Source organism: Actinacidiphila sp. bgisy160 (assembly GCF_057707815.1).
In genome coordinates this window covers 73426-94634 of sequence record NZ_JBYIQW010000029.1, presented here as the reverse complement: position 1 = coordinate 94634, position 21209 = coordinate 73426, and the positions used below count along the sequence as shown (strand labels likewise).

Here is a 21209-nt window from a genome sequence, read left to right as displayed (position 1 = left end):
TCCCGGGCCCGCCATCCCCCCGCACGGCACGTTCGATCCCCGTACCCCTCGAACGAAGGGGGCTGCCATGACAGCCACCGCTCCACCCCCTGCCGGAAGAGCCGGGGCCGACGGCCGCGTCGAGCTCTCGCCCGGCGCCGTCCCGTCCGGCCGCTACGCCAACGAGGACCTGCTCCCCGTTCCGCTCGCCAAACGGAAGTGGACCACGTACAACTTCACCGCGCTGTGGATCGGGATGGCACACAACGTCGCCTCCTGGACCCTCGCATCGGGCCTGGTCGCCCTCGGCATGGACTGGAAACAGGCGGTGTTCACCATCGCCCTGGCCAACATCATCGTGCTCGTGCCGATGCTGCTCACCGGCCACGCCGGCCCCAAGTACGGCATCCCCTTCCCGGTCTTCGCCCGCGCGTCGTTCGGGGTGCGGGGGGCCAACCTCCCCGCCCTCGTCCGGGCGGCCGTCGCCTGCGTGTGGTTCGGCATCCAGACCTGGATCGGCGGCTCCGGCATCTTCCTGCTCGCAGGGAAACTCTTCGGCGACTCGTGGGCGAACGCCGGGACGATCGGCGGCTATCCGTGGACGCAGTGGCTGTCCTTCGCCGTCTTCTGGGTGCTGCAGGTAGCGATCATCGTGCGCGGCATGGAGATGGTGCGGCGGTTCGAGAACTGGGCGGCACCGTTCGTCCTCGTCGGCGCGGTCGCCCTGCTGATCTGGATGAGCGTCAAGGCCGGCGGCTTCGGCCCGCTGCTCGACCAGCCCTCGGCCCTCGGCTGGGGCGGGGACTTCTGGAAGGTCTTCTTCCCCGCCCTCATGGGCATGATCGGCTTCTGGTCCACCCTCGCCCTCAACATCCCCGACTTCACCCGTTACGCGGCCGGGCAGCGCGCCCAGCTGTGGGGGCAGTCCCTCGGGCTGCCCACCACGATGACGCTGTTCGCGCTGCTGTCGGTGCTGGTGACCTCCGGCTCGCAGGCGGTGTACGGCGAGCCGATCTGGGACCCGGTGGCGCTGGCCGCCAAGCTCGACAACTGGGCCGCGGTGCTCTTCGCGCTGATCACGGTCCTGGTGGCCACCCTGTCGGTGAACATCGCGGCGAACGTCGTCTCGCCCGCCTTCGACCTGTCCAACATCGCGCCGCGCAGGATCGGCTTCCGCACCGGCGCCCTGATCACCGCGGTCGTCGGCGTCGTCATCTTCCCGTGGAAGCTGCTGGCCAGCCCGCAGGCGTACATCTTCACCTGGCTCGGCACCGTCGGCGGTCTGCTCGGCACCGTGGCCGGCATCCTCATCGCCGACTACTGGATCCTGCGCCGCACACGGCTGGAACTCGCCGACCTGTACCGGACGGAGGGCCGCTACTGGTACTCCGGCGGCTGGAACTGGCGGGCGGTGGCCGCCTTCGCGGTCGGCGGTGTCCTCGCCATCGGCGGCTCGCACTCCGGACTCGACGCCAAGGGCGTCAAGCAGGGGCCGTTCCCGGTCGACGGGTTGATCCCCTTCCTGAAGCCGCTCGCGGACTACGGGTGGGCCGTCGGCCTCGCCGCCTCCCTCGTGGTCCACGTCCTGCTCAGCCGTCTCGCGCCCGACCGCAGGAGCTGACGGGGCACCTCACCCCGGGGCCCGGGCCCGGCGCGCTCAGCGCCCGGACCCGGGCCCCGCGGCGCGCTGCGCCTCGTGCGCGAGCAGCGCCACGTACAGCGACGTGAGCTGCTCCCAGTCGTCCAGGTCGATGCCGAGCAGCGACTCGATGCTCTGCAGCCGCCGGTACAGGGCGGGCCGGCTGACGTGGTGCACCTGGGCGGCCGCCGACTTGTTACGGCCCGTCGCCAGATAGGTGCGCAGCACCTCCAGCAGCGCCGGGTTCCCCAGCAGGGGCCCCAGCTCCCGCCCGATGAAGGCCTGCAGCTCCGGTTCGTCGCGCAGCAGGCGCACCAGGCCGCGCAACCGCACGTCGCGCAGCCGTGCCACCGGCGCGTCCGGCGGGCCGGCGACCGCCGCGTCCGCCACGTGCACCGCCTCGACGAAGGAACGGCGGACCCCGTCCAGTTCGCGGCAGCCGAAGCCCGCGCCGACCACCGCGGTACGGCTCCGCCCGGCCAGCTCCTCGTGCACCCGCACCGCCACCTTGTGCACGGCTGCGTCGGCGTCCTGACCTGCGGGGATGCTCAGCAGCACGGCCGTCCCGGCGGAGCCGATCCGCGCCACCAGGCCGGCGACGCCGCGGTGTTCGGCCAGCACGTGCTCGATCAGCTCCGGCATGTCGTCCCGGCCCTCCGGCACCGAACCCAGAAGGCGGACGACGACGGGCACGAAGGTGCGCCGGCCCACCGGGAGCCCCGCGGCGCGCACCCGGGTGACCAGCTGCTCGGGGCGGGCGGTGCCCGTCGCCAGGTCGTGCAGCAGCGACTCGGCGGCCTGGTCCTCCCAGCCCCGGTCCTGGTCGCCGAGGAGGCGGTGCATGGCCAGCGCCTCGGAGGCACGGGCCCCCAGCACCCGCCCGAACTCCTCCGGGCCGTGGTGGCCGAAGAGCACCAGGCGCCCCCACTGGCGGCCCCGCGCCTCCAGCGGCGCGACGACCCAGCCGTCCGGGCCGACCGTCACCGCGCCGCTGCCGGCCAGTTCCGCCACCTGGCCGGAGACCCGCTCCCAGTCGCGCAGCAGGTCGTTGAGCGAACCCTTGTCCCCGGCCGAGGCCAGCACACGCTGCGCGAGGTTGACGACGACGGCCGGACAGCCGCTGTGCGCCGCGATCTCGTCCAGGACCTGCTGGAGGCTGGCGCCGGAGAGGTTGAGGGCGGTCAGCGAGGAGCGGACCCGGTCGGAGAGGTCGAGCGCGGCGAACCGGCCGTGCACCAGCCGCGCGTGAACCTCCTCGGTGAGCCGCGCGAACGGTGCCGGCCGGTGCAGCACGATCAGCGGCACCCCGCAGCGCTCGGCGGCCCGGCGCATCGGCTCGGGCGTGGTGCGGAACGCCCGGCCGAGGCCCAGGACGACCGCGGCGACGTCGGCGCGCTGCATCGACTCGATGTACTCGCGCTGCGCCCGCTCGTCGCCCGCCAGCAACAGCCCGGTGGTCAGCACCATCTCGCCGCCGCTGAGCATGACGCCGACGTCCAGCGCCTCGGCCACGTGCAGCCAGCGCACCGCGCGGTGCAGATGGGCGGAACCGGCGACGACCTCCGGCACCCAGGGCGTCACGAGGTCCAGGTCGAGGACGTCGCGCACGGTGAGCCGCCCCGTCGCGTTCGCCGGGGGTGTGTCCGGTCTGCCGTCGCTCACGCGCCCACGCCCGTCCCTCGTGCCGCCAGGGGTGGGAGTCTAGCCACCCGCGTCCCGCCGGGGGCGGTCCTGCGCGGGGGATCAGAGCCCGTAGACGCGCCGGGCCGTACCGGAGAAGACCTCCCGCCGTTCGGCGTCCCCCAGCCCGTCGGTCAGGGCGTGGGCGGCGCCGACCACCTCGGCGTAGGAGGCGGCGAGCCGGCACACCGGCCAGTCGGAGCCGAACATGAGGCGGCCGGGTCCGAAGGCGTCGAGCACGGTGGCGGCGTAGGGCGCGAGGTCCGCCGTGGTCCAGGTGTCCCAGTCGGCCTCGGTGACCATGCCGGACAGTTTGCACACGGTGTTGGGCCGCGCGGCCAGCGCCCGTACGTCGTCGCTCCAGGGCCGCGTCCCGCCCTCGGCGATGGGCGGTTTGCCCAGGTGGTCGAGGACGAACACCAGCCCGGGCACGAGGCCGGCGGCCCGGGCCGCGGCCGGGAGCTGGTGGGCGAGCACCACCAGGTCGTAGACGAGCCCGGCGTCGGCCACCGCGCGCAGCCCGCGCAGCACGTCGGGGCGGAGTAGCCACTGCGGGTCGGATTCACCCTGCACCTGGTGGCGGATCCCCACCAGGCGCTCCCCGCCGGGCAGTTCACGCAGGGCCGCCAGCCGATCGGCGACCGCGGGGTCCGTCAGGTCGGTCCAGCCGACCACCCCGGCCACCAGGTCGCTGCCGGCGGCCAGCGCCAGGAATTCAGGGGTCTCCTCCGCCGCGGTGGCGGTCTGGACGAGAACGCTCGCGGTGACGCCGGCCGCCTTCGCCTCCGGCTCGAGGTCGGCGAGCAAGAAGTCGCGGCGCAGCGGGGCCAGCCGTTCCCCGGTGATCCACTCCTGGTCGCGCACCGACAGGTCCCACAGGTGGTGGTGCGCGTCGACGATGCCCTCCCGCGCGGTCACAGCCGCCACACCACCGGCAGTGGCGCCCCGGCGCCCCCGGCGGAGTAGTCGTGGGCGACCTCCAGCAGCTCCGCCATCCGCGCCTGCCAGGCGATGTTGACGGGCAGCCGCTCCAGCGCGGCGAGCATCGCCGGGTAGTCGTCGACGTCCAGCAGGTGGAAGAGGTCGCGGCCGCTGCGCCAGATCGTCCACTCGCGCACGCCCGCGCCGCGGATGGCGGCGGTCAGTTCCGCGGGCACCTCGCGGTGCGCCGCCTCGTACGCGGCGATCCGGTCCGCTCGCACCCTGGTGTGGAGGGCGACCTTCATGACACCTCCTCGTCCGGTACGGGCACGTCCGCGCCGAGCAGGCCCTCGGCGCGCAGGTCGGCCCACATCGGGGCCGGGAGCGCGAGCCGCAGCATGGCCGCGGTGTCCCGCGCCTCGTCGGCCGAGCGCAACCCCACCAGCGTGCTCGCGACGGCCGGATGGGCCGCGGGGAAGCGCAGCGCGGCCGCGCGCAGCGGCACGCCGTGGCGGCCCGTCACCGACCGCAGATGCCGGGCGCGGGCGAGCACGGGCTCCGGGGCCGGGGCGTAGTCGTACCTGGCGCCCTCGCCCGGGTCGATCAGCAGGCCCGAGTTGAAGGCGCCGCCCACGACCACGCTCGCGCCGCGGGCCGCCGCCAGCGGCAGGACCTCGGCCAGGCCCTCCTGCTCCAGCAGCGTGTAGCGGCCGGCCATCAGCACCACGTCGACGTCGGTGTCCCGCAGGAAGCGGGCGAGCATGGCCGTCTGGTTCATGCCCGCGCCGATCGCGCGGACCACGCCCTCCGAGCGGAGCCGCTCCAGCGCCGGGTACCCCTGGCCGAAGGCCTGCTCGGCGTGGTCGTCGGGGTCGTGGAGGTAGACCAGGTCGACGTGGTCCAGGCCCAGGCGCTCCAGACTGGCCTCCAGGGAGCGGCGTACACCGTCTGCGCTGAAGTCCCAGACCCTGTGCAGCCCCGCGGGCACGGCGAAGCCGTTGGCCAGGTCGTCCCCGCCCGGCCCGCCGGGCTCCAGCAGCCGCCCCACCTTGGTGGAGACGGTGTACTCGGCCCGCGGCCGGTCGCGCAGGGCGGCGCCGAGCCGGCGCTCGGACAGGCCGAGCCCGTAGTGGGGCGCGGTGTCGAAGTGGCGGATGCCGGCCTCCCAGGCGGCGTCCACGGCCGCGCGGGCGGCGTCGTCGCCGACCGGGGTGAAGAGGTTGCCGATCGGGGCGGCGCCGAAGCCCACCTCGGTGACGGACACACCGCTGTGGCCCAGTGTGGTGGTGCGCATGGCGGTCCGCTCCCTCACTGCCCGGCCGGGCGCAACCGCAGCCCGGCCATGCCGCCGTCCACGGCGAGGGCGGTGCCGGTGACGGAGGCCGCGGCGGGGCTCGCCAGGTAGACGATGGCGGCGGCGACCTCGTCGGCGGTCACCAGACGGCCCATCGGCTGCCGGGCACGGAGGGCGGCGCGCTCGGCCTCCGGGTCGTCGGCGGCTTCCAGCAGCCGGGCCACCCACGGGGTGTCGGCGGTGCCGGGGTTGACGCAGTTGACCCGGATGCCCTCGCGGACGTGGTCGGCGGCCATCGCCAGGGTCAGCGAGAGCACGGCGCCCTTGCTGGCGCTGTACAGCGCGCGCTGCGGCAGCCCGGCGGTGGCCGCTATGGAGCAGGTGTTGACGATCGCCGGGCGGACCGAGCGCCGCAAGTGCGGGAGCGCGGCGCGGGTGGTGCGCACCATGCCGAGCACGTTGACGTCGAGCACGCGGTGCCACTGCTCGTCGGGGTTGTCCTCGACGGTGCCCGCGGCCCCGACGCCCGCGTTGTTGACCAGGACGTCGAGGCCGCCGAGCGCCGCGGCCGCGGCGTCCACGGCGGCCCGGGTGGAGGCGTCGTCGGAGACGTCGGCCTTGAAACCCGTCAGGTGCGCCGGCAGCCCGTCCGGCGCCAGGTCCAGTACGGCGACGCGAGCGCCGCGCGCGGCCAGCAGCCGCGCGGTCGCCAGTCCGATCCCGGAGGCGCCGCCCGTCACCAGGGCGCCGAGGCCCTCCATGTCGCGGAGTTCCCCGCTCATACCGTCCCACCTTCCTGCCGTGCCCGGTCGGCCATCCAGAACGTACCGTCGGGGTAGCGGTACAGGTCGATCGATTCCGGCCTCATCTGCGCGGAGAAGCCGGGTGTCACCGGAGCGGTGTAGTGGCCGCGGCTCATGACCACCGGTGTCGTGAAGTGCTCGTGGAGGTGGTCGACGTACTCGATGGCGCGGCCCTCGGTCGTCCCGGAAAGCGCCACGTAGTCGAACATCGACAGATGCTGCACCAGTTCGCACAGTCCGACGCCGCCCGCGTGCGGGCAGACGGGGACGCCGAAGGCGGCGGCCAGCAGCAGGATGGCCAGGTTCTCGTTGACCCCGCCGACCCGCGCCGCGTCGATCTGCAGCACGTCGATCGCGCCGGCCTGCAGCAACTGCTTGAACACGATGCGGTTCTGCACGTGCTCGCCGGTGGCGACCCGGACCGGGGCGACCGCCTTGCGGATCGTGGCGTGGCCGAGGACGTCGTCGGGAGAGGTGGGCTCCTCGATCCAGAAGGGGTCGAACTCGCCCAGCGCGGTGACCCATGCGACGGCCTCGGCGACGCCCCACCGCTGGTTGGCGTCGATCGCGATCCGCACGTCCGGGCCCACGGCGGCGCGGGCCGCGCGCATGCGCCGTACGTCGTCGCCCAGGTCGGCGCCGACCTTCAACTTGATCTGGGTGAAGCCGTCGGCGACGGCCTGCTCGGCGAGGCGGGTCAGCTTCTCGTCGGAGTAGCCGAGCCAGCCGGGCGAGGTGGTGTAGCCGGGGTAGCCGTGCCGCAGCAGCGCGGCGGTGCGTGCGGCGGCGCCATCGCGGCCCGCGCGCAGGAGTTCCAGCGCGCGTCCGGGGGTGAGGGCGTCGGCGATGTAGCGGAAGTCGACCTGGGAGACGAGCCATTCCGGCTCGGCCTCGGCCAGCAGCCGCCACAGCGGCAGGCCCCGGCGCTTGGCGGCCAGGTCCCACACGGCGTTGACGACGGATCCGATCGCCATGTGCATCACGCCCTTCTCGGGCCCCAGCCAGCGCAACTGGCTGTCGCCGGTCAGGTCGCGCGCCACGGAGCCGGGGTCGGCGCACAGCTCCTCGACCGGCCGGCCTACGAGATGGGGGCGGAGTGCCTCGATCGCGGCGACCTGGACGTCGTTGCCCCGGCCGATGGTGAAGACGAAGCCGTGCCCCTCGTGGCCGTCGTCGGCGTCGGTACGCAGTACCACGTACGCGGCGGAGTAGTCGGGGTCCGGATTCATCGCGTCCGAGCCGTCGAGCTCCCGTGAGGTGGGGAAGCGGATGTCGTGGGTGTCGATCGCGGTGATGCGGGCGGAGGTTGCGGACAAGTGGCTGCCTTTCACGCTCGGCCTGGCCAAGACATCGGAGGTCTCGCGCCACGGTGACTCTAGGGCCCCAGGACGGGAGTGGCAATCCATTCCTCGGATGTCTCGACTTTTGAACTCCATTCGATCGTGTCCGCATAAGGGGTTGTCAGGGTCGCGGGGCGGACTTACCTTCCTGTCGTCCGGGATACCTCGGATGAATCGCCCCGGCTTACCCGGACAGGGAGAACACGGCATGAAGCCCGCCCGCACGCGCTCCACCGCCGCGATCGCCGCGGCCGTGCTCGTCACGGCCGCCCTCGCCACCGCCTGCAACCGCGGCAGCACAGGCACCACCGCAGGCTCCGGCGGCGACAAGCCCGCCATCGGCATCGACCTTCCCCGCTCCGACTCCGACTTCTGGAACTCCTACGCGCAGTACATCGAGACGGGCATCAAGGACGACGGCCTGAACGCGCTGCCGCGGAGCAACTCGCAGAACGACATCACCAAGCTCGTCGCCAACGTCCAGGTCTTCCAGAACACCGGGGCCAAGGCCGTCGTCATGGCCCCGCAGGACACCGGCGCCATCGCCTCCACCCTCGACACCCTCGCCGGCAAGAAGATCCCGGTGGTCAGCGTGGACACCCGCCCCGACAAGGGCGACGTCTACATGGTCGTGCGCGCCGACAACAAGGCGTACGGCACCAAGGCCTGCGAGTTCCTGGGCGAGCAGCTCGGTGGCAAGGGCAAGGTCGCCGAGTTCCAGGGCGCCCTGGACTCCATCAACGGACGCGACCGCTCCGAGGCGTTCGCGGCGTGCATGAAGGAGAAGTTCCCCGGCATCACGGTCTTCGAGCTGCCCACCGACTGGAAGGGCGACGTCGCCTCCGCCAAGCTGCAGAGCCTGCTCGCACAGCACCCCGACCTGAACGGCATCTACATGCAGGCCGGCGGCGTCTTCCTGCAGCCGACGCTGGCCCTGCTCAAGCAGAAGGGCCTGCTGAGGCCGGCCGGGCAGAAGGGCCACATCAGCATCGTCTCCAACGACGGCATCCCGCAGGAGCTGGACGCCATCCGCAAGGGCGAGATCGACGCCACCGTCTCCCAGCCCGCCGACCTCTACGCCAAGTACGCGCTGTACTACGCCAAGGCCGCCACCGAAGGGAAGACCTTCAAGGCGGGACCCACCGACCACGACTCGACGATCGTCAGCATCCCGGGCGGCCTGGAGGACCAGCTCCCCGCGCCGCTGGTGACCAAGGACAACGTCGACGACAAGGCCCTGTGGGGCAACAACATCGGCTGACCGCCCGTCCGCACCCGAAGAACGGAAGACCACCATGGCGGACCCCGCCACCGCGCCGCCCGTGGCCGAGGCGACCGGGATCGGCAAGCGCTTCGGCGCCACCGTGGCGCTGCACGACGCGGGCATCTCGGTCACCCCGGGCGAGTCGCACGCCCTCGTGGGCCGCAACGGCGCCGGCAAGTCCACCCTCGTCGGCATCCTCACCGGCCTCCAGCAGCCCGACACCGGCACCCTGCGCTTCTCGGGCGAACCGGCACCCTCCGTCGGCGACACCGACGCCTGGCGCTCCCGGGTCGCCTGCGTCTACCAGCGCTCGACCGTCATCGGCGACCTCTCCGTCGCCGAGAACCTCTTCCTCAACCGGCAGAGCCCCGGCGCGCTGCGCCCCATCCGGTGGACGGCGCTGCGTCGCCGGGCGGCGGAACTGCTCGGCGAGTACGGGGTCGACATCGACCCGGCCGCACGCGCCCGCGACCTCACCGTCGAACAGCGCCAGTTCGTCGAGATCGCGCGAGCCCTGTCCTTCGGCGCGCGCTTCATCATCCTCGACGAGCCCACCGCCCGGCTCGACGCCCGCGGCATCGGCCGGCTCTTCGCCAAGCTCCGCGACCTGCAGCGGCAGGGTGTGGCCTTTCTCTTCATCTCGCACCACCTGCAGGAGGTCTACGACCTCTGCACCACCGTCACCGTCTACCGGGACGCCCGCCACATCGTCACCGCCCCGGTGGCCGAGCTGGACCACGACGCCCTGGTCGAGGCGATGACCGGGGAGAGCGCCGCCGCGCCCGCGGCGGGCGCCGCCACGGCGGGCCGGTCCGCGGCCACCGCGGGCGGGCCGCTGCTGGACGTGACAGGGCTGACCCTGCGCGGCGCCTACACGGACGTCTCCCTGCGGGTCCGCGCCGGCGAGGTCGTCGGCCTGGCCGGGGCCACCGCCAGCGGCAACGTCCGGCTGGCGGAGACCCTGGCCGGGCTGCACCGTGCCGACGCCGGACGGATCGCCGTGGCGGGCCGGGAGGTGCGCGCCTCCGGCGTCCCCGCCGCCCTGGCGGCGGGCGTGGGCCTGGTCCCCGAGGACCGGCACCACCAAGGGCTGGTCGGCTCGCGCAGCGTGGCCGAGAACGCCACCCTCACCGTCACCGACCAGCTCGGGCCGCACGGCACCGTACTGCCCTCGCGGACCCGCGAGTTCGCCGAGCGCATGATCAAGGACCTGGACATCAGGACACCGGGCGCGGGGACCCCCGTCTCCGCGCTGTCCGGCGGCAACCAGCAGAAGGTCGTGGTCGCCCGTGCCCTGGCCACCGACCCCCATGTCCTGGTCGCCGTGCGGCCCACCAACGGGGTGGACGTGAAGTCCAAGGAGTTCCTGCTGGGCAGGATCCGCAAGGTCGCCGACGACGGGCGGGCGGCGCTGGTCGTCTCCGACGAACTGGACGATCTCAGGGCGTGCGACCGGCTCGTGGCCATGTTCCACGGCCGGGTGGTCGCGGAGTTCGGCCGGGGGTGGCGCGACGAGGAACTGGTCGCCGCCATGGAGGGCGTGGCCGCCCGTCCCGCGCAGGAGCGGGACACCGAGCAGGGAGAGGAACAGGAAGGTTAGCCATGTCCACCACCACTGACGTCACCGAGCCGCCGGTGCCCGCCGCCGAGGCGACCGCGGCCGGGACGCCGCGCCGCGTACCGGGCGGACTCGCCCGGTTCCGTGAACTGTCCCTCGTCCCCGCCATCCTGGTGCTGGGCGTCATCGGGTTCATCGTCTCGCCGGCCTTCCTCACCTCCGACAACCTCATCGGCGTCGCCCAGCAGTCCACCGAGCTCAGCCTGCTCGTGCTGGCCCAGGCGCTGATCCTCATCGCGGGCCGGATGGACCTGTCGCTGGAGTCCACCATCGGCGTCGCGCCCGTGATCGCCGTCTGGCTCGTGCTGCCCGCAGCGGGCGGCCGCTTCACCGGACTGGAAGTGCTGCCGGTCTGGACGGCGATACCGGTGTGCCTGCTGGTCGGCGCGGTCATCGGCGCGGTCAACGGCTTCTTCATCCTCAAGCTGCGGCTGAACGGCTTCATCGTCACCCTCGGCGCGCTCACCATGCTGCGCGGGCTGCAGATCGCCATCTCCGAGGGCCGCTCCATCGTCGAACTGCCCGGCTCCTTCACCTACCTCGGTCACGCCTCCTGGGCCGGGGTGCCCGCCGCGATCTGGATCTGCGGCCTGCTCTTCGCGGCCGGCGGCTGCGCGCTCGCCTGGCTGCGGCACGGCCGGGCGCTGTACGCGATCGGCGGCAACCCCGAGGCCGCGCGCACCGCCGGCATCCGGGTGGACCGGATCACCTGGGTGGTGCTCATCGTGGGCGGCGTGCTCGCCGCCTTCGCGGGCGTGCTCTACAGCGGGCACTACGGCTCGATCTCCGCGGACCAGGGCAGCGGCTGGATCTTCCAGGTCTTCGCCGCGACCGTCATCGGCGGGGTCAGCCTCAACGGCGGCCGCGGCACGCTCTTCGGCGCGCTGACCGGCGTCCTGACCCTGCAGCTCGTCGTCAACGTGATGACCCTCGCGGGCGTGCCCCCGCTGTGGAACCAGTTCCTCAACGGGGCCATCATCATCGTCGCCCTGATCATCTCCCGCTTCGCCTCGGGCGAGAAGCAGGAGTGAGGGGCCGCGGGGCGGGGCCCGGCGGGATCAGTAGTAGCCCTCGACCGGGACGCGGGCCTCGTCGTACAGGGCCGGGCCGTCCTGCGGCACGTGCGGGAAACCGGCCTTGGCCGCGGGCGACTTGAGCCCGGTGAGCTGGTCGGTGGACAGAGCGTAGACGATGCGGCCCAGCCCCGAGCGCTCGATGGCGCCCGCGCACATCCCGCAGGGCTGGCAGCTGGTGTACAGGGTGGTGACGGCCGCGGTGGCCGGATCGAGCTCCCGGGCCGCCCACCGCGCCAGCTTCAGCTCGGGGTGGGCGGTGATGTCGCCGTCGCTCAGGCTGCTGTTGCGGTCCTCCGCGAGCACGGTCCCGTCCGGCCCGGCCAGCAGCGAGCCGAAGGGCGGATTGCCGGACGCGCGCGCCTCAGCGGCCAGTTCGATCGCCCGGCGCAACAGGCGGGTCGTCATCTCGTCGGTCATCGTCACTCCGTTCGTGAGCGGTGGGCGGCGACCGCCGCGAGCGCCTGCCACGCCGTGTGCGGGCGCAGGATCTCGCGGGGGTCGCCGTCGAAGGGGTCCAGCACGACGGTGTCCGCGCCGAGTGCCCGTAGTCCCTCGAGGTCGGCGATGACCTGCTCGAGGGTGCCCTCACCCGCGAGCCGGTCCGGACCGATCACCGGCTCCGTCGTGAGCCGCAGTGCGATGCGGGGCGTGAGGGCGGGTACGGGCCGGCCCTGCTCGCGGGCCTGCGCCGCGAGCCCGTCGGCCGCCTCGCGCAGCCACGGCAGGGTGAACCGCAGCGGATGCCAGGCGTCGCCGACGCGGACCGCCCGTCGCCGTGCCGCCACGCTGTTGCCTCCGATCCACAGCGGCACGGGGCCGCCGGCGTAGTCCGTCCCGTCCTTCCAGGCCTCGCGCAGGACCGCCAGATGCTCGTCCGTCAGCGCACCGCGCCGCTCGAACGGGACGCCGAGCGCCGCGAACTCCTGCCGCGCCCAGCCGACGCCCACGCCGAGCACCAGCCGGCCGCCGCTGAGCATGTTGAGGTTCGCGGCCATCCGGGCCGTCAGCAGCGGATGCCGGTACGGCAGGATCAGCACCGTCGTCCCCAGCCGGATCCGGTCGGTGACGCCGGCGAGCCACGACAGGGTGGTGAAGGGCTCGAAGAAGGGGGCCGGGTACTGCTCCGCCACGTCCGGGGTGACCACCACGTGGTCGGAGACCATCAGCAGGTCGAAGCCCAGCCCCTCCACCGTCCGCGCCCAGTCGCGCAACATGCCCGGGTCGGTACCGGGCCCGAAATTCGGGACGTTCACACCGATTCGCACCCCGCCAGGCTATCCAGCGGCTCCTCCCGCCCGGAAGGGATTCCTCCCCGTCTACCCGCCCCCTGGCTGTGGATCCACCGGTATCTTCGCCGGGTGGCCGAGAACCTCGACGCGACCGACTGGGCGATCCGCACCGAGCTCCAGAGCGACGGCCGGGTCCCGGGTGTCATGACGGGCTACCGCGCCGAGGTCGACCTCGGCAAGGACGGCTACCCGGTGCTCGCCGTCGTCCGTCTGAAGTACCGTTCCAGTGAGCAGGAGTGAGTCTTGTACCGGGTCGTCGCCGGCCGCGAGTCCTGGACGAGCCCGGGCGCCGACCCCCGCCCGCAGTGGCGCGCCCGCTACGTCGAGCCGATGTAGCGGGCGCGCGCCCTTCTGCCGGGCGGGACGGTCAGCCGCCGATCGCCGGGTCGCTGGTGCTTTCCCGGCCCGTCTCGACATGGCCGGCGAGACGGCGCTCGAAGCCGCCGTCGTGGTCCGACGTCACCGACAGGTCGTACCAGCCGTGGGTGCGCCCGGTCCCGGCGACGTGGACCACGTGGGCGCCCGGGCGCAGCCGGTGGGAGGCCGCCTTGTGCTCGCCGTACCCGTCCCTGACCGTGAGCGTGACCGTCGAGTGGCCGTTGTTGGTCAGGACCAGGTGCACGGCGCCGCTTCTGCCGTCGTGGCGGGCGCTGACCTCGGCACCGGCCGCCGCTGCCCGGCCGGCGAAGCGGCGCAGGAAGCCGTTGGGGCCGTGCACGGTGACGTCGTAGTCGCCGTGGGCGCCCGCCGGAACGTCCCAGGTGCCGGTGAGCGAGTGTCCCGACCCGACGGTGTACGTCCACGGACCGGAGGCGTCCGTCGCGGAGGTGACCAGGAAACCGGCTCCGGCCTCGCCGTGGGACGCGAACTCGATCCGCAGCGTGCCCGCGGCGCTGATCCCGCCGTCCGCGGCGAGATCGTACGGGACGGGCCGCGCCGGGCGCAGACCGCGCTCCTGACGGGGCAGCGAGCCCTCGGCGGGAGGGACCGGCGAGTAGTCGGGGTGACGGTCGCCGTCCGGCGGGAGGTAGCCGTCGGTGTCGGGCAGCCGCGGGACGCGGCCCTCCTTGTGCCGGAAGTCGAAGGCCGTCGTCAGATCGCCGCAGACGGCGCGGCGCCAGGGGGAGATGTTGGGCTCGGTCACACCGAACCGGCGCTCAATGAACCGGATGATGGACGTGTGGTCGAAGGTCTGCGAGCAGACGTAGCCGCCCGTGCTCCAGGGGGAGACGACGAACATCGGGACGCGCTGGCCCAGCCCGTACGGACCCGCCGGGCGCGCGCTGTCGCCGGCGTACACGTCGAGGCCGACGTCCACGGTGGACGCGCCCTGCTCGGCCGAGCCGGCCGGGAACGGCGGCACGACGTGGTCGAAGAACCCGTCGTTCTCGTCGTAGGTGATGAACAGCGCGGTCCTGCTCCAGACCTCGGGGTCGGAGGTGAGCGCGTCGAGGACCTGCGAGATGTACCAGGCGCCGTAGTTCGCGGGCCAGTTCGGGTGCTCGGTGAAGGCCTCGGGGGCGACGACCCAGGAGACCTCCGGCAGCTTCCCGGCCTTGACGTCGGCGCGCAGGATGTCGAAGAAGCCCTCGCCCCTGCGGGCGTCGGTGCCGGTGCGGGCCTTGTCGTACAGCGGGTCGCCGGGCTTGGCGTTGCGGTACTGGTCGAAGTACAGCAGCGAGTTGTCGCCGTAGTTGCCGCGGTAGGCGTCCTCGATCCAGCCCCAGCCGCCCGCGGCGTCCAGGCCGTCGCCGACGTCCTGATAGATCTTCCAGGAGACCCCGGCCTTCTCCAGCCGCTCGGGATAGGTCGTCCAGGAGTAGCCCTTCTCGTCGTTGCCGAGGACGGGGCCGCCGCCCTTGCCGTCGTTGCCGGTGTGGCCCGTCCACATGTAGTAGCGGTTCGGGTCGGTGGAGCCCATGAAGGAGCAGTGGTAGGCGTCGCAGACCGTGAACGCGTCGGCGAGCGCGTGGTGGAACGGGATGTCCTCTCGGGTCAGGTGCGCCATCGTCGTGGCGGACTTGGCCGGGATCCACTGGTCGTACCCGCCCTTGTTGAAGGCGGCCTGGGTGTCCTTCCACCCGTGCGGCAGGTCCTCCAGGAATGCCAGACCGAGGTCGTCGGCGTCCGGGTGGAAGGGCAGCACCTCCCTCGTGCCGTCCGACTGGTGCCAGACCGGTTTGCCGCTGGGCAGCGTCACGGGGTGCGGGTCCCCGAACCCCCTGACGCCGCGAAGGGTGCCGAGGTAGTGGTCGAAGGAGCGGTTCTCCTGCATCAAAACCACGATGTGCTCGACGTCCTTGATGGAGCCGGTGCTCCGGTGCGCGGGTATCTCCGCCGCGCGGGCGATGCTGGTGGACAGCGCGGTCAGGGCGGCGGTACCGCCCGCCAGCTGCATGAACCTTCTGCGGTCGAGGGCGTTCATGAAGGGTCTGTCTCCCGGGAGTTTGCGGTGGGCCGCCGGATGTGCGGGGGGCGACAGTCTCCTCAACTTGTCCGAACAAGTAGGGGCCAGTGAGCTAACCGTTCGGGAAACCTGCCCGAACCCGGTCCACGGTCTGCGGTGCCGCCGTCAGGCCCTGCCATGCCGCCGGGGCGTACGGGGTTGCGCGCCAGGTTCGGGCAGGGGACCGTCGGCCCGCGGTGGCGGGCACGGCCCGGTGGTCTTCGCGGCCGTCCGGGAGCAACCGCCCACGCGGAAGCACCGGTCCGCCATGAGGTCGCCGAAGTCCTGACCCACGCGGACCCGGCGCCCTGCTCGGCGGCCGTGACGGTGACGGCCGCGGTCGCCGGGACGCCCGCCGTTCGCAGGGCCGGGTCGGTCTGAACGGCCCGGTGACCGGTCGGCTCACCGCGCGACCCGCGCGACCCGCGCGACGGGGGTGCCGGACGCGCTCCGCACCGGGGAGCGCGCCTACGTCCGCTTCCGCCAGGACTACGGGCGGCCCGGGTGCGGACCGCGGGCCTCGCCCTCCACCGGCTCGCGGAAACCGTCACCGCAGGCGCATTCGCGTAGCTCGACCCGGCCGTGCACGGCGACATGACCGCCGGCCACGTCCGCTCGCGCGACTGCGCGATCCGGGTGACGGCGCGGGTCGCGTCGTGCGTTTCGAGCGGAGCCTGGTCAGCGGCGACCGGCCGATCCGCACGGTTGTGACGCTCTCCCGGTTCGGCGCGCCCGAGGAGACCACCGCCCCGGTGAACCCCTGAGCGACCCGGCCGTGTGCCGAAGACCCGCCGTCGCCGCAGGTCAGCGGCTGCCGGCGGACGCGGATCGGCGCCACCTGGGGGCTGGGGCGCGGGGGATACTGCCCCCATGAACCGTCTCGAACGCTGGGAGCAGCAGACCAGGGCGCCGCTGCTCGCGCTGGCCGTGGTGTTCGGTGCCGCGTACGCCCTGCCGATCCTGGTGCCGGCGGCCGACCCCGCGCTCATCACCACGGCGCACTGGACGGAGCGCACGGTCTGGGCCCTGTTCGCCGCCGACTACGCGGTCCGCCTGGGCCTGAGCGAGCGGCGGTGGGAGTTCGTCAGGCGGCAGCCGCTCAGCCTGGCGGTGGTCGTCCTCCCGCTGCTCCAGCCGCTGCGCCTGCTGCGGCTGGTGTCCGCGCTCTTCCTGGTCGGCCAGCGGGTACGGCTGGCGGCCCAGGTGCGCCTGACGACCTACGTCGTCGGTGCGGTGCTCGGCCTGCTGGCGTTCGGGTCGGTCGCCGTCCTCGAGGCCGAGCGCGGCTCCCCGCGCGGCAACATCCGCACCATCGGCGACGCCTTGTGGTGGTCCTTCACCACGATGACGACCGTGGGCTACGGGGACCACGCCCCCACCACGGGTGTCGGCCGGCTCATCGCCGTCGGGCTGATGCTCTCGGGCATCGCCCTGCTCGGTGTGGTCACCGCCAACATCGCCGCCTGGTTCCTGGCGCGCTTCCAGGAGGACGAGGAGGAGAACCGCCGGGTCCAGGAGGTCACCGAGGAGCTGCTGCGGGAGGTCCGGGAACTGCGCCGGCAGGTCGCCGACCTCACGGAGGCCACGACCGGCGCCCGCGCCGGAGCGCCCGGACGGGCCGTCGAAATAGCGCCGGCGGCGCCGTCGGACGGGGCCCGCGGATAGGGCATCGCGTCCGAACGAATCAAGGGCGCACCGGAATGGGCAAGGTCACAGGTGTGCCCCCTGCTGCTCACCTGCTAACGGGCACTAACCTCTGAGCATGACGGTCCTGCCTGATGACGGGCTTTCTCTGGCCGCCGAATTCCCGGACGCGACCCACGAGCAGTGGCGGCGCCTCGTAGAGGGCGTCCTGCGCAAGGCGGGCAAGGACGTCCCGGGTCAGGCGGCGGAGGACGCGCTGTCCACCACCCTCGAAGACGGGCTCACCACGCGCCCGCTGTACACCGCGCCCGACGCGCCCGACGCCTTCGGCGACCGCGTCGGCCTGCCCGGCTTCGCGCCGTTCACCCGGGGCGGCGCCCCGGCGGGCGGCGTCCTCGGCGGCTGGGACGTACGCCAGCGCCACGCGCTGCCCGACGCGGCCCGCGCGAACGAGGCCGTGCTCGCCGACCTGGAGAACGGCGTCACCTCCCTGTGGCTCGTGCTGGGCGACGCCGGGCTCCCGGTGTCCGCGCTCGGCACGGCCCTTGACGGCGTCTACCTCGACCTCGCCCCGGTCGTCCTCGACGCCGGCGCGGACTTCGAGGCGGCCGGGCAGGCGCTCTTCGCGCTCTACGACGAACGCGGCGTGGCCGGCGCGGCCGCGCGCGGCAACCTCGGCGCCGACCCCCTCGGCCACGTCGCCCGTACCGGTGACGCGGACGCGCTCGCCGCGCACACCGCCGCCGCCGCGGGTCTCGCCCGCCGGGCCCACGAGGCGTACCCGGGCCTGCGCGCACTGACCGTGGACGCCCTGCCGTACCACGAGGCGGGTGGCTCGGCCGCCGAGGAACTCGGCGCCTCCCTCGCCACCGGGGTGGCCTATCTGCGGGCGCTCACCGAGGCCGGACTGCCGGTCGACGCCGCCTGCGGGCAACTGGAGTTCCGCTACGCCGCCACCGCCGACCAGTTCCTGACGATCGCCAAGCTGCGCGCCGCGCGCCGGCTGTGGGCCCGCGTCGCCGAGGTGTGCGGCGCGACCGCGACCGCGGCGGGGCAGCGCCAGCACGTCGTCACCTCGCCGGTGATGATGACCCGACGCGACCCGTGGGTGAACATGCTGCGCACCACCGTCGCCACGCTCGCCGCCGGTGCCGGCGGCGCGGACTGCGTCACGGTGCTCCCGTTCGACCACGCGCTGGGCCTGCCCGACGCCTTCGCGCGCCGCATCGCCCGCAACACCTCCACGATCCTGCTGGAGGAGTCCCACCTGGCCCGCGTCGTCGACCCCGCGGGTGGCTCCTGGTACGTGGAACGGCTCACCGACGAGCTCGCCGGGGCCGCCTGGGCCTGGTTCCGGGAGCTGGAGCGCTCCGGCGGGCAGGCCGCCGCCCTCGCCTCCGGACTGGTCGCCGACCGCCTCGCCGCGACCTGGGCCGAGCGCACCCGGGCGCTGGCCAGGCGCCGCGAGCCGATCACCGGCGTCAGCGAGTTCCCGCTGCTGTCCGAGGCGCCCGTCGAGCGCGACCCGGCCCCGGCCGCCCCCTCCGGCGGGCTGCCGAAGGTCCGCCGCGACGAGGCCTACGAGGCCCTGCGCGCCCGCTCGGACGCGCACCTGGCCGCTACCGGGTCCCGCCCGAAGGTCTTCCTGGCCGCCATCGGCCCCGCCGCCGCGCACACCGGCCGCGTCACCTTCGCCGCCAACCTCTTCCAGGCCGGCGGTGTCGAGCCCGTCCACGACCCGGTGACGGTCGACGCCACGACCGTGGCCGAGGCCTTCGCCCGCAGCGGGGCGCGGGTCGCGTGCCTGTGCTCCAGCGACGCGCTCTACGAGCAGCACGCCGCGGATGCCGCGGCGGCCCTGAAGGCCGCGGGCGCGGACCGGGTGTTCCTGGCCGGCCGCCCCGGCGAGCGGGAGGCGGCCTACTCGGCGGCCGGCGTCGACGGCTTTGTCTTCGCGGGCGGCGACGCGGTCGCCGTCCTGACCTCCGTTCTCGACCGGATGGGAGTGGCGTGATGCGGATCCCGGACTTCTCGGAGATCGAGCTGGGGCCGGGCGGCGGGAACGGCGCCACCGAGGAGCAGTGGCGCGCGGCGGTCAAGGAGACCACCGGCCGCGGCGCCGAGGACCTGGTGTGGGAGACGCCCGAGGGCATCGGCGTCAAGCCGCTCTACACCGGCCGCGACCTGGAGGGCCTGGACTTCCTGGGCACCTACCCGGGCATCGCGCCGTACCTGCGTGGCCCGTACCCGACGATGTACGTCAACCAGCCCTGGACCATCCGGCAGTACGCGGGCTTCTCCACCGCCGAGGAGTCCAACGCCTTCTACCGGCGCAACCTGGCCGCAGGACAGAAGGGCCTGTCGGTCGCCTTCGACCTGCCGACCCACCGCGGCTACGACAGCGACCACCCGCGCGTCACCGGCGACGTCGGCATGGCGGGCGTCGCCATCGACTCGATCTACGACATGCGGCAGCTCTTCGACGGCATCCCGCTGGACCGGATGACCGTGTCGATGACGATGAACGGCGCCGTGCTGCCGGTGCTGGCGCTCTACATCGTGGCCGCGGAGGAGCAGGGCGTACCGCCTACGATGCTGGCGGGGACCATCCAGAACGACATCCTCAAGGAGTTCATGGTCCGCAACACCTACATCTACCCGCCGGGGCCCTCGATGCGGATCATCTCCGACATCTTCGCCTACACCTCGCAGAGGATGCCGCGCTACAACTCGATCTCCATCTCCGGCTACCACATCCAGGAGGCCGGGGCCACGGCCGACCTGGAGCTGGCCTACACCCTCGCCGACGGCGTGGAGTACCTGCGCGCGGGGCTCGGCGCGGGCCTGGACGTCGACGCCTTCGCGCCGCGGCTGTCGTTCTTCTGGGCGATCGGCATGAACTTCTTCATGGAGGTCGCCAAGCTGCGCGCGGCCCGGCTGCTGTGGGCCAAGCTGGTGCGGCAGTTCGAGCCGCGGAACGTCAAGTCGCTCTCGCTGCGCACCCACTCCCAGACCTCCGGCTGGTCCCTGACCGCGCAGGACGTCTTCAACAACGTCACGCGCACCTGCGTGGAGGCGATGGCCGCCACCCAGGGCCACACCCAGTCGCTGCACACCAACGCCCTCGACGAGGCCCTGGCACTGCCCACGGACTTCTCCGCGCGCATCGCCCGCAACACCCAGCTGATGCTGCAGCAGGAGTCCGGCACCAACCGGGTCATCGACCCGTGGGGCGGCTCCGCCTACGTCGAGAAGCTGACGTACGACCTGGCGCGGCGCGCCTGGCAGCACATCCAGGAGGTCGAGAAGGCCGGCGGCATGGCGCGGGCGATCGACGCGGGCATCCCCAAGATGCGCGTCGAGGAGGCCGCGGCGCGCACCCAGGCGCGCATCGACTCCGGCCGCCAGCCGGTCATCGGCGTCAACAAGTACCGGGTGGAGAGCGACGAGCCGATCGAGGTCCTCAAGGTCGACAACTCCTCCGTGCGCGCGCAGCAGATCGCCAAGCTGCGCCGGCTGCGCGCGGAGCGCGACGAGGGCGCCTGCCAGGACGCGCTCGCCGCGCTGACCGCCGCGGCAGAACGCGGTGCGGGCCAGGGCCTGGAGGGCAACCTGCTGGCGCTGGCCGTGGACGCGGCACGCGCCAAGGCCACCGTGGGCGAGATCTCCGACGCCCTGGAGAAGGTGTACGGCCGGCACGCCGGGCAGATCCGTACGATCTCCGGTGTGTACCGGAACGAGGCAGGGGAGTCGCCGTCCGTGGACCGCACCCGCGCGCTGGTCGACCGCTTCGAGGAGGCGGAGGGCCGCCGCCCGCGCATCCTCGTCGCCAAGATGGGCCAGGACGGCCACGACCGCGGCCAGAAGGTGATCGCCACCGCCTTCGCCGACCTGGGCTTCACAGTGGACGTCGGCCCGCTCTTCCAGACCCCCGCCGAGGTCGCCCGGCAGGCGGTGGAGGCCGACGTGCACATCGTCGGCGTCTCCTCGCTCGCCGCCGGCCACCTCACACTGGTGCCCGCGCTGCGCGAGGAACTGGCGGCCGAGGGCCGGGAGGACATCATGATCGTGGTCGGCGGCGTCATCCCGCCGCAGGATGTCCCCGAGCTGCTCGGCGCGGGCGCGGCCGCGGTCTTCCCACCCGGCACGGTCATTCCCGACTCGGCGTACGACCTGGTCACGCGGCTGGCCGCCGCGCTCGGCCACGAACTGTGAG

At 73.3% G+C, this 21209-nt stretch carries 16 protein-coding genes and 1 pseudogene; 8 read left to right on the top strand and 9 right to left on the bottom strand.

Annotation, left to right across the window (positions count from 1 at the left end; translation table 11 throughout):
• Positions 1 to 67: 67 nt before the first annotated feature.
• Entirely contained in the window at positions 68 to 1600 is a 1533-nt protein-coding gene (locus AC3EUJ_RS22615) for an NCS1 family nucleobase:cation symporter-1 (RefSeq protein ID WP_431964123.1), read from the top strand.
• Between the two features lie 36 nt (positions 1601 to 1636).
• Here the strand turns inward: AC3EUJ_RS22615 and AC3EUJ_RS22610 are convergent, their stop codons facing one another.
• The 6 genes from AC3EUJ_RS22610 to AC3EUJ_RS22585 form a co-directional block, all read right to left on the bottom strand.
• Positions 1637 to 3280: a PucR family transcriptional regulator gene (locus tag AC3EUJ_RS22610; RefSeq protein ID WP_431964122.1), complete on the bottom strand. Its 1644-nt coding sequence runs from the start codon at positions 3278 to 3280 to the stop codon at positions 1637 to 1639.
• Positions 3281 to 3361: 81 nt separating this feature from the next.
• Positions 3362 to 4216: an amidohydrolase family protein gene (locus AC3EUJ_RS22605; RefSeq protein ID WP_431964121.1), complete on the bottom strand. Its 855-nt coding sequence runs from the start codon at positions 4214 to 4216 to the stop codon at positions 3362 to 3364.
• On the bottom strand, positions 4213 to 4524 hold the full coding sequence (locus AC3EUJ_RS22600; RefSeq protein ID WP_431964119.1) for an L-rhamnose mutarotase: 312 nt from the start codon (positions 4522 to 4524) through the stop codon (positions 4213 to 4215). Before AC3EUJ_RS22600 ends, AC3EUJ_RS22605 begins: the two co-directional genes overlap by 4 nt.
• Positions 4521 to 5513, bottom strand: a complete 993-nt coding sequence (locus AC3EUJ_RS22595) for an aldo/keto reductase (RefSeq protein ID WP_431964117.1) — start codon at positions 5511 to 5513, stop codon at positions 4521 to 4523. The genes AC3EUJ_RS22600 and AC3EUJ_RS22595 overlap by 4 nt, the downstream gene beginning before the upstream one ends.
• A gap of 14 nt (positions 5514 to 5527) precedes the next feature.
• Complete coding sequence (locus tag AC3EUJ_RS22590) at positions 5528 to 6295, bottom strand: SDR family NAD(P)-dependent oxidoreductase (protein ID WP_431964115.1); 768 nt, start codon at positions 6293 to 6295, stop codon at positions 5528 to 5530.
• Positions 6292 to 7632 (bottom strand): enolase C-terminal domain-like protein, encoded by a 1341-nt coding sequence (locus AC3EUJ_RS22585; RefSeq protein ID WP_431964113.1) that lies wholly within the window; start codon positions 7630 to 7632, stop codon positions 6292 to 6294. Before AC3EUJ_RS22585 ends, AC3EUJ_RS22590 begins: the two co-directional genes overlap by 4 nt.
• 232 nt (positions 7633 to 7864) lie before the next feature.
• On the opposite strand from AC3EUJ_RS22585, the gene AC3EUJ_RS22580 reads away from it, so the two are divergent.
• The 3 genes from AC3EUJ_RS22580 to AC3EUJ_RS22570 are packed head-to-tail and all read left to right on the top strand — an operon-like array spanning position 7865 to position 11569.
• On the top strand, positions 7865 to 8917 hold the full coding sequence (locus tag AC3EUJ_RS22580; RefSeq protein WP_431964111.1) for a sugar ABC transporter substrate-binding protein: 1053 nt from the start codon (positions 7865 to 7867) through the stop codon (positions 8915 to 8917).
• A 34-nt stretch (positions 8918 to 8951) separates the two neighbouring features.
• Positions 8952 to 10520, top strand: a complete 1569-nt coding sequence (locus AC3EUJ_RS22575; RefSeq protein ID WP_431964109.1) for a sugar ABC transporter ATP-binding protein — start codon at positions 8952 to 8954, stop codon at positions 10518 to 10520.
• Positions 10521 to 10522: 2 nt separating this feature from the next.
• On the top strand, positions 10523 to 11569 hold the full coding sequence (locus AC3EUJ_RS22570) for an ABC transporter permease (protein WP_431964107.1): 1047 nt from the start codon (positions 10523 to 10525) through the stop codon (positions 11567 to 11569).
• 27 nt (positions 11570 to 11596) lie between these two features.
• On the opposite strand, the gene AC3EUJ_RS22565 is transcribed toward AC3EUJ_RS22570, so the two are convergent.
• Both AC3EUJ_RS22565 and AC3EUJ_RS22560 read right to left on the bottom strand, forming a co-directional pair.
• Positions 11597 to 12031 (bottom strand): nucleoside deaminase, encoded by a 435-nt coding sequence (locus AC3EUJ_RS22565; protein ID WP_431964105.1) that lies wholly within the window; start codon positions 12029 to 12031, stop codon positions 11597 to 11599.
• A 2-nt stretch (positions 12032 to 12033) separates the two neighbouring features.
• Positions 12034 to 12879, bottom strand: a complete 846-nt coding sequence (locus AC3EUJ_RS22560) for an LLM class flavin-dependent oxidoreductase (protein WP_431964104.1) — start codon at positions 12877 to 12879, stop codon at positions 12034 to 12036.
• Positions 12880 to 12972: 93 nt separating this feature from the next.
• On the opposite strand from AC3EUJ_RS22560, the pseudogene AC3EUJ_RS22555 reads away from it, so the two are divergent.
• Positions 12973 to 13140: pseudogene (locus AC3EUJ_RS22555) on the top strand (Lrp/AsnC family transcriptional regulator); the annotation flags it as partial.
• A gap of 130 nt (positions 13141 to 13270) precedes the next feature.
• On the opposite strand, the gene AC3EUJ_RS22550 reads toward AC3EUJ_RS22555, so the two are convergent.
• Positions 13271 to 15328, bottom strand: coding sequence for a phosphocholine-specific phospholipase C (locus AC3EUJ_RS22550; protein WP_431964102.1), 2058 nt, complete (start codon positions 15326 to 15328; stop codon positions 13271 to 13273).
• 891 nt (positions 15329 to 16219) lie between these two features.
• On the opposite strand from AC3EUJ_RS22550, the gene AC3EUJ_RS22545 reads away from it, so the two are divergent.
• The 3 genes from AC3EUJ_RS22545 (at position 16220) to scpA (ending at position 21208) form a co-directional block, all read left to right on the top strand.
• Positions 16220 to 17014 carry a potassium channel family protein gene (locus AC3EUJ_RS22545; RefSeq protein ID WP_431964100.1) on the top strand — a complete coding sequence of 265 codons (795 nt, stop codon included), beginning with the start codon at positions 16220 to 16222 and terminating at the stop codon, positions 17012 to 17014.
• 97 nt (positions 17015 to 17111) lie between these two features.
• A complete protein-coding gene (locus AC3EUJ_RS22540; protein WP_431964099.1) occupies positions 17112 to 19007 on the top strand; it encodes a methylmalonyl-CoA mutase family protein in 1896 nt (631 codons plus the stop codon).
• The gene (gene scpA, locus AC3EUJ_RS22535; protein ID WP_431964097.1) at positions 19007 to 21208 is read left to right on the top strand and encodes a methylmalonyl-CoA mutase; all 2202 of its coding nucleotides are present in this window, start codon (positions 19007 to 19009) and stop codon (positions 21206 to 21208) included. The genes AC3EUJ_RS22540 and scpA overlap by 1 nt, the downstream gene beginning before the upstream one ends.
• Position 21209: the final 1 nt, after the last annotated feature.

Excerpts from the sequence above, each read along its gene's own strand:
- AC3EUJ_RS22570 (WP_431964107.1), top strand. The coding sequence starts at position 10,523 with ATGTCCACCACCACTGACGTCACCGAGCCGCCGGTGCCCGCCGCCGAG.
- AC3EUJ_RS22540 (WP_431964099.1), top strand. The coding sequence starts at position 17,112 with ATGACGGTCCTGCCTGATGACGGGCTTTCTCTGGCCGCCGAATTCCCG.
- AC3EUJ_RS22580 (WP_431964111.1), top strand. The coding sequence starts at position 7,865 with ATGAAGCCCGCCCGCACGCGCTCCACCGCCGCGATCGCCGCGGCCGTG.
- AC3EUJ_RS22595 (WP_431964117.1), bottom strand. The coding sequence starts at position 5,513 with ATGCGCACCACCACACTGGGCCACAGCGGTGTGTCCGTCACCGAGGTG.
- AC3EUJ_RS22590 (WP_431964115.1), bottom strand. The coding sequence starts at position 6,295 with ATGAGCGGGGAACTCCGCGACATGGAGGGCCTCGGCGCCCTGGTGACG.
- AC3EUJ_RS22615 (WP_431964123.1), top strand. The coding sequence starts at position 68 with ATGACAGCCACCGCTCCACCCCCTGCCGGAAGAGCCGGGGCCGACGGC.
- AC3EUJ_RS22600 (WP_431964119.1), bottom strand. The coding sequence starts at position 4,524 with ATGAAGGTCGCCCTCCACACCAGGGTGCGAGCGGACCGGATCGCCGCG.
- AC3EUJ_RS22545 (WP_431964100.1), top strand. The coding sequence starts at position 16,220 with ATGAACCGTCTCGAACGCTGGGAGCAGCAGACCAGGGCGCCGCTGCTC.
- scpA (WP_431964097.1), top strand. The coding sequence starts at position 19,007 with ATGCGGATCCCGGACTTCTCGGAGATCGAGCTGGGGCCGGGCGGCGGG.
- AC3EUJ_RS22550 (WP_431964102.1), bottom strand. The coding sequence starts at position 15,328 with ATGAACGCCCTCGACCGCAGAAGGTTCATGCAGCTGGCGGGCGGTACC.
- AC3EUJ_RS22575 (WP_431964109.1), top strand. The coding sequence starts at position 8,952 with ATGGCGGACCCCGCCACCGCGCCGCCCGTGGCCGAGGCGACCGGGATC.
- AC3EUJ_RS22565 (WP_431964105.1), bottom strand. The coding sequence starts at position 12,031 with ATGACCGACGAGATGACGACCCGCCTGTTGCGCCGGGCGATCGAACTG.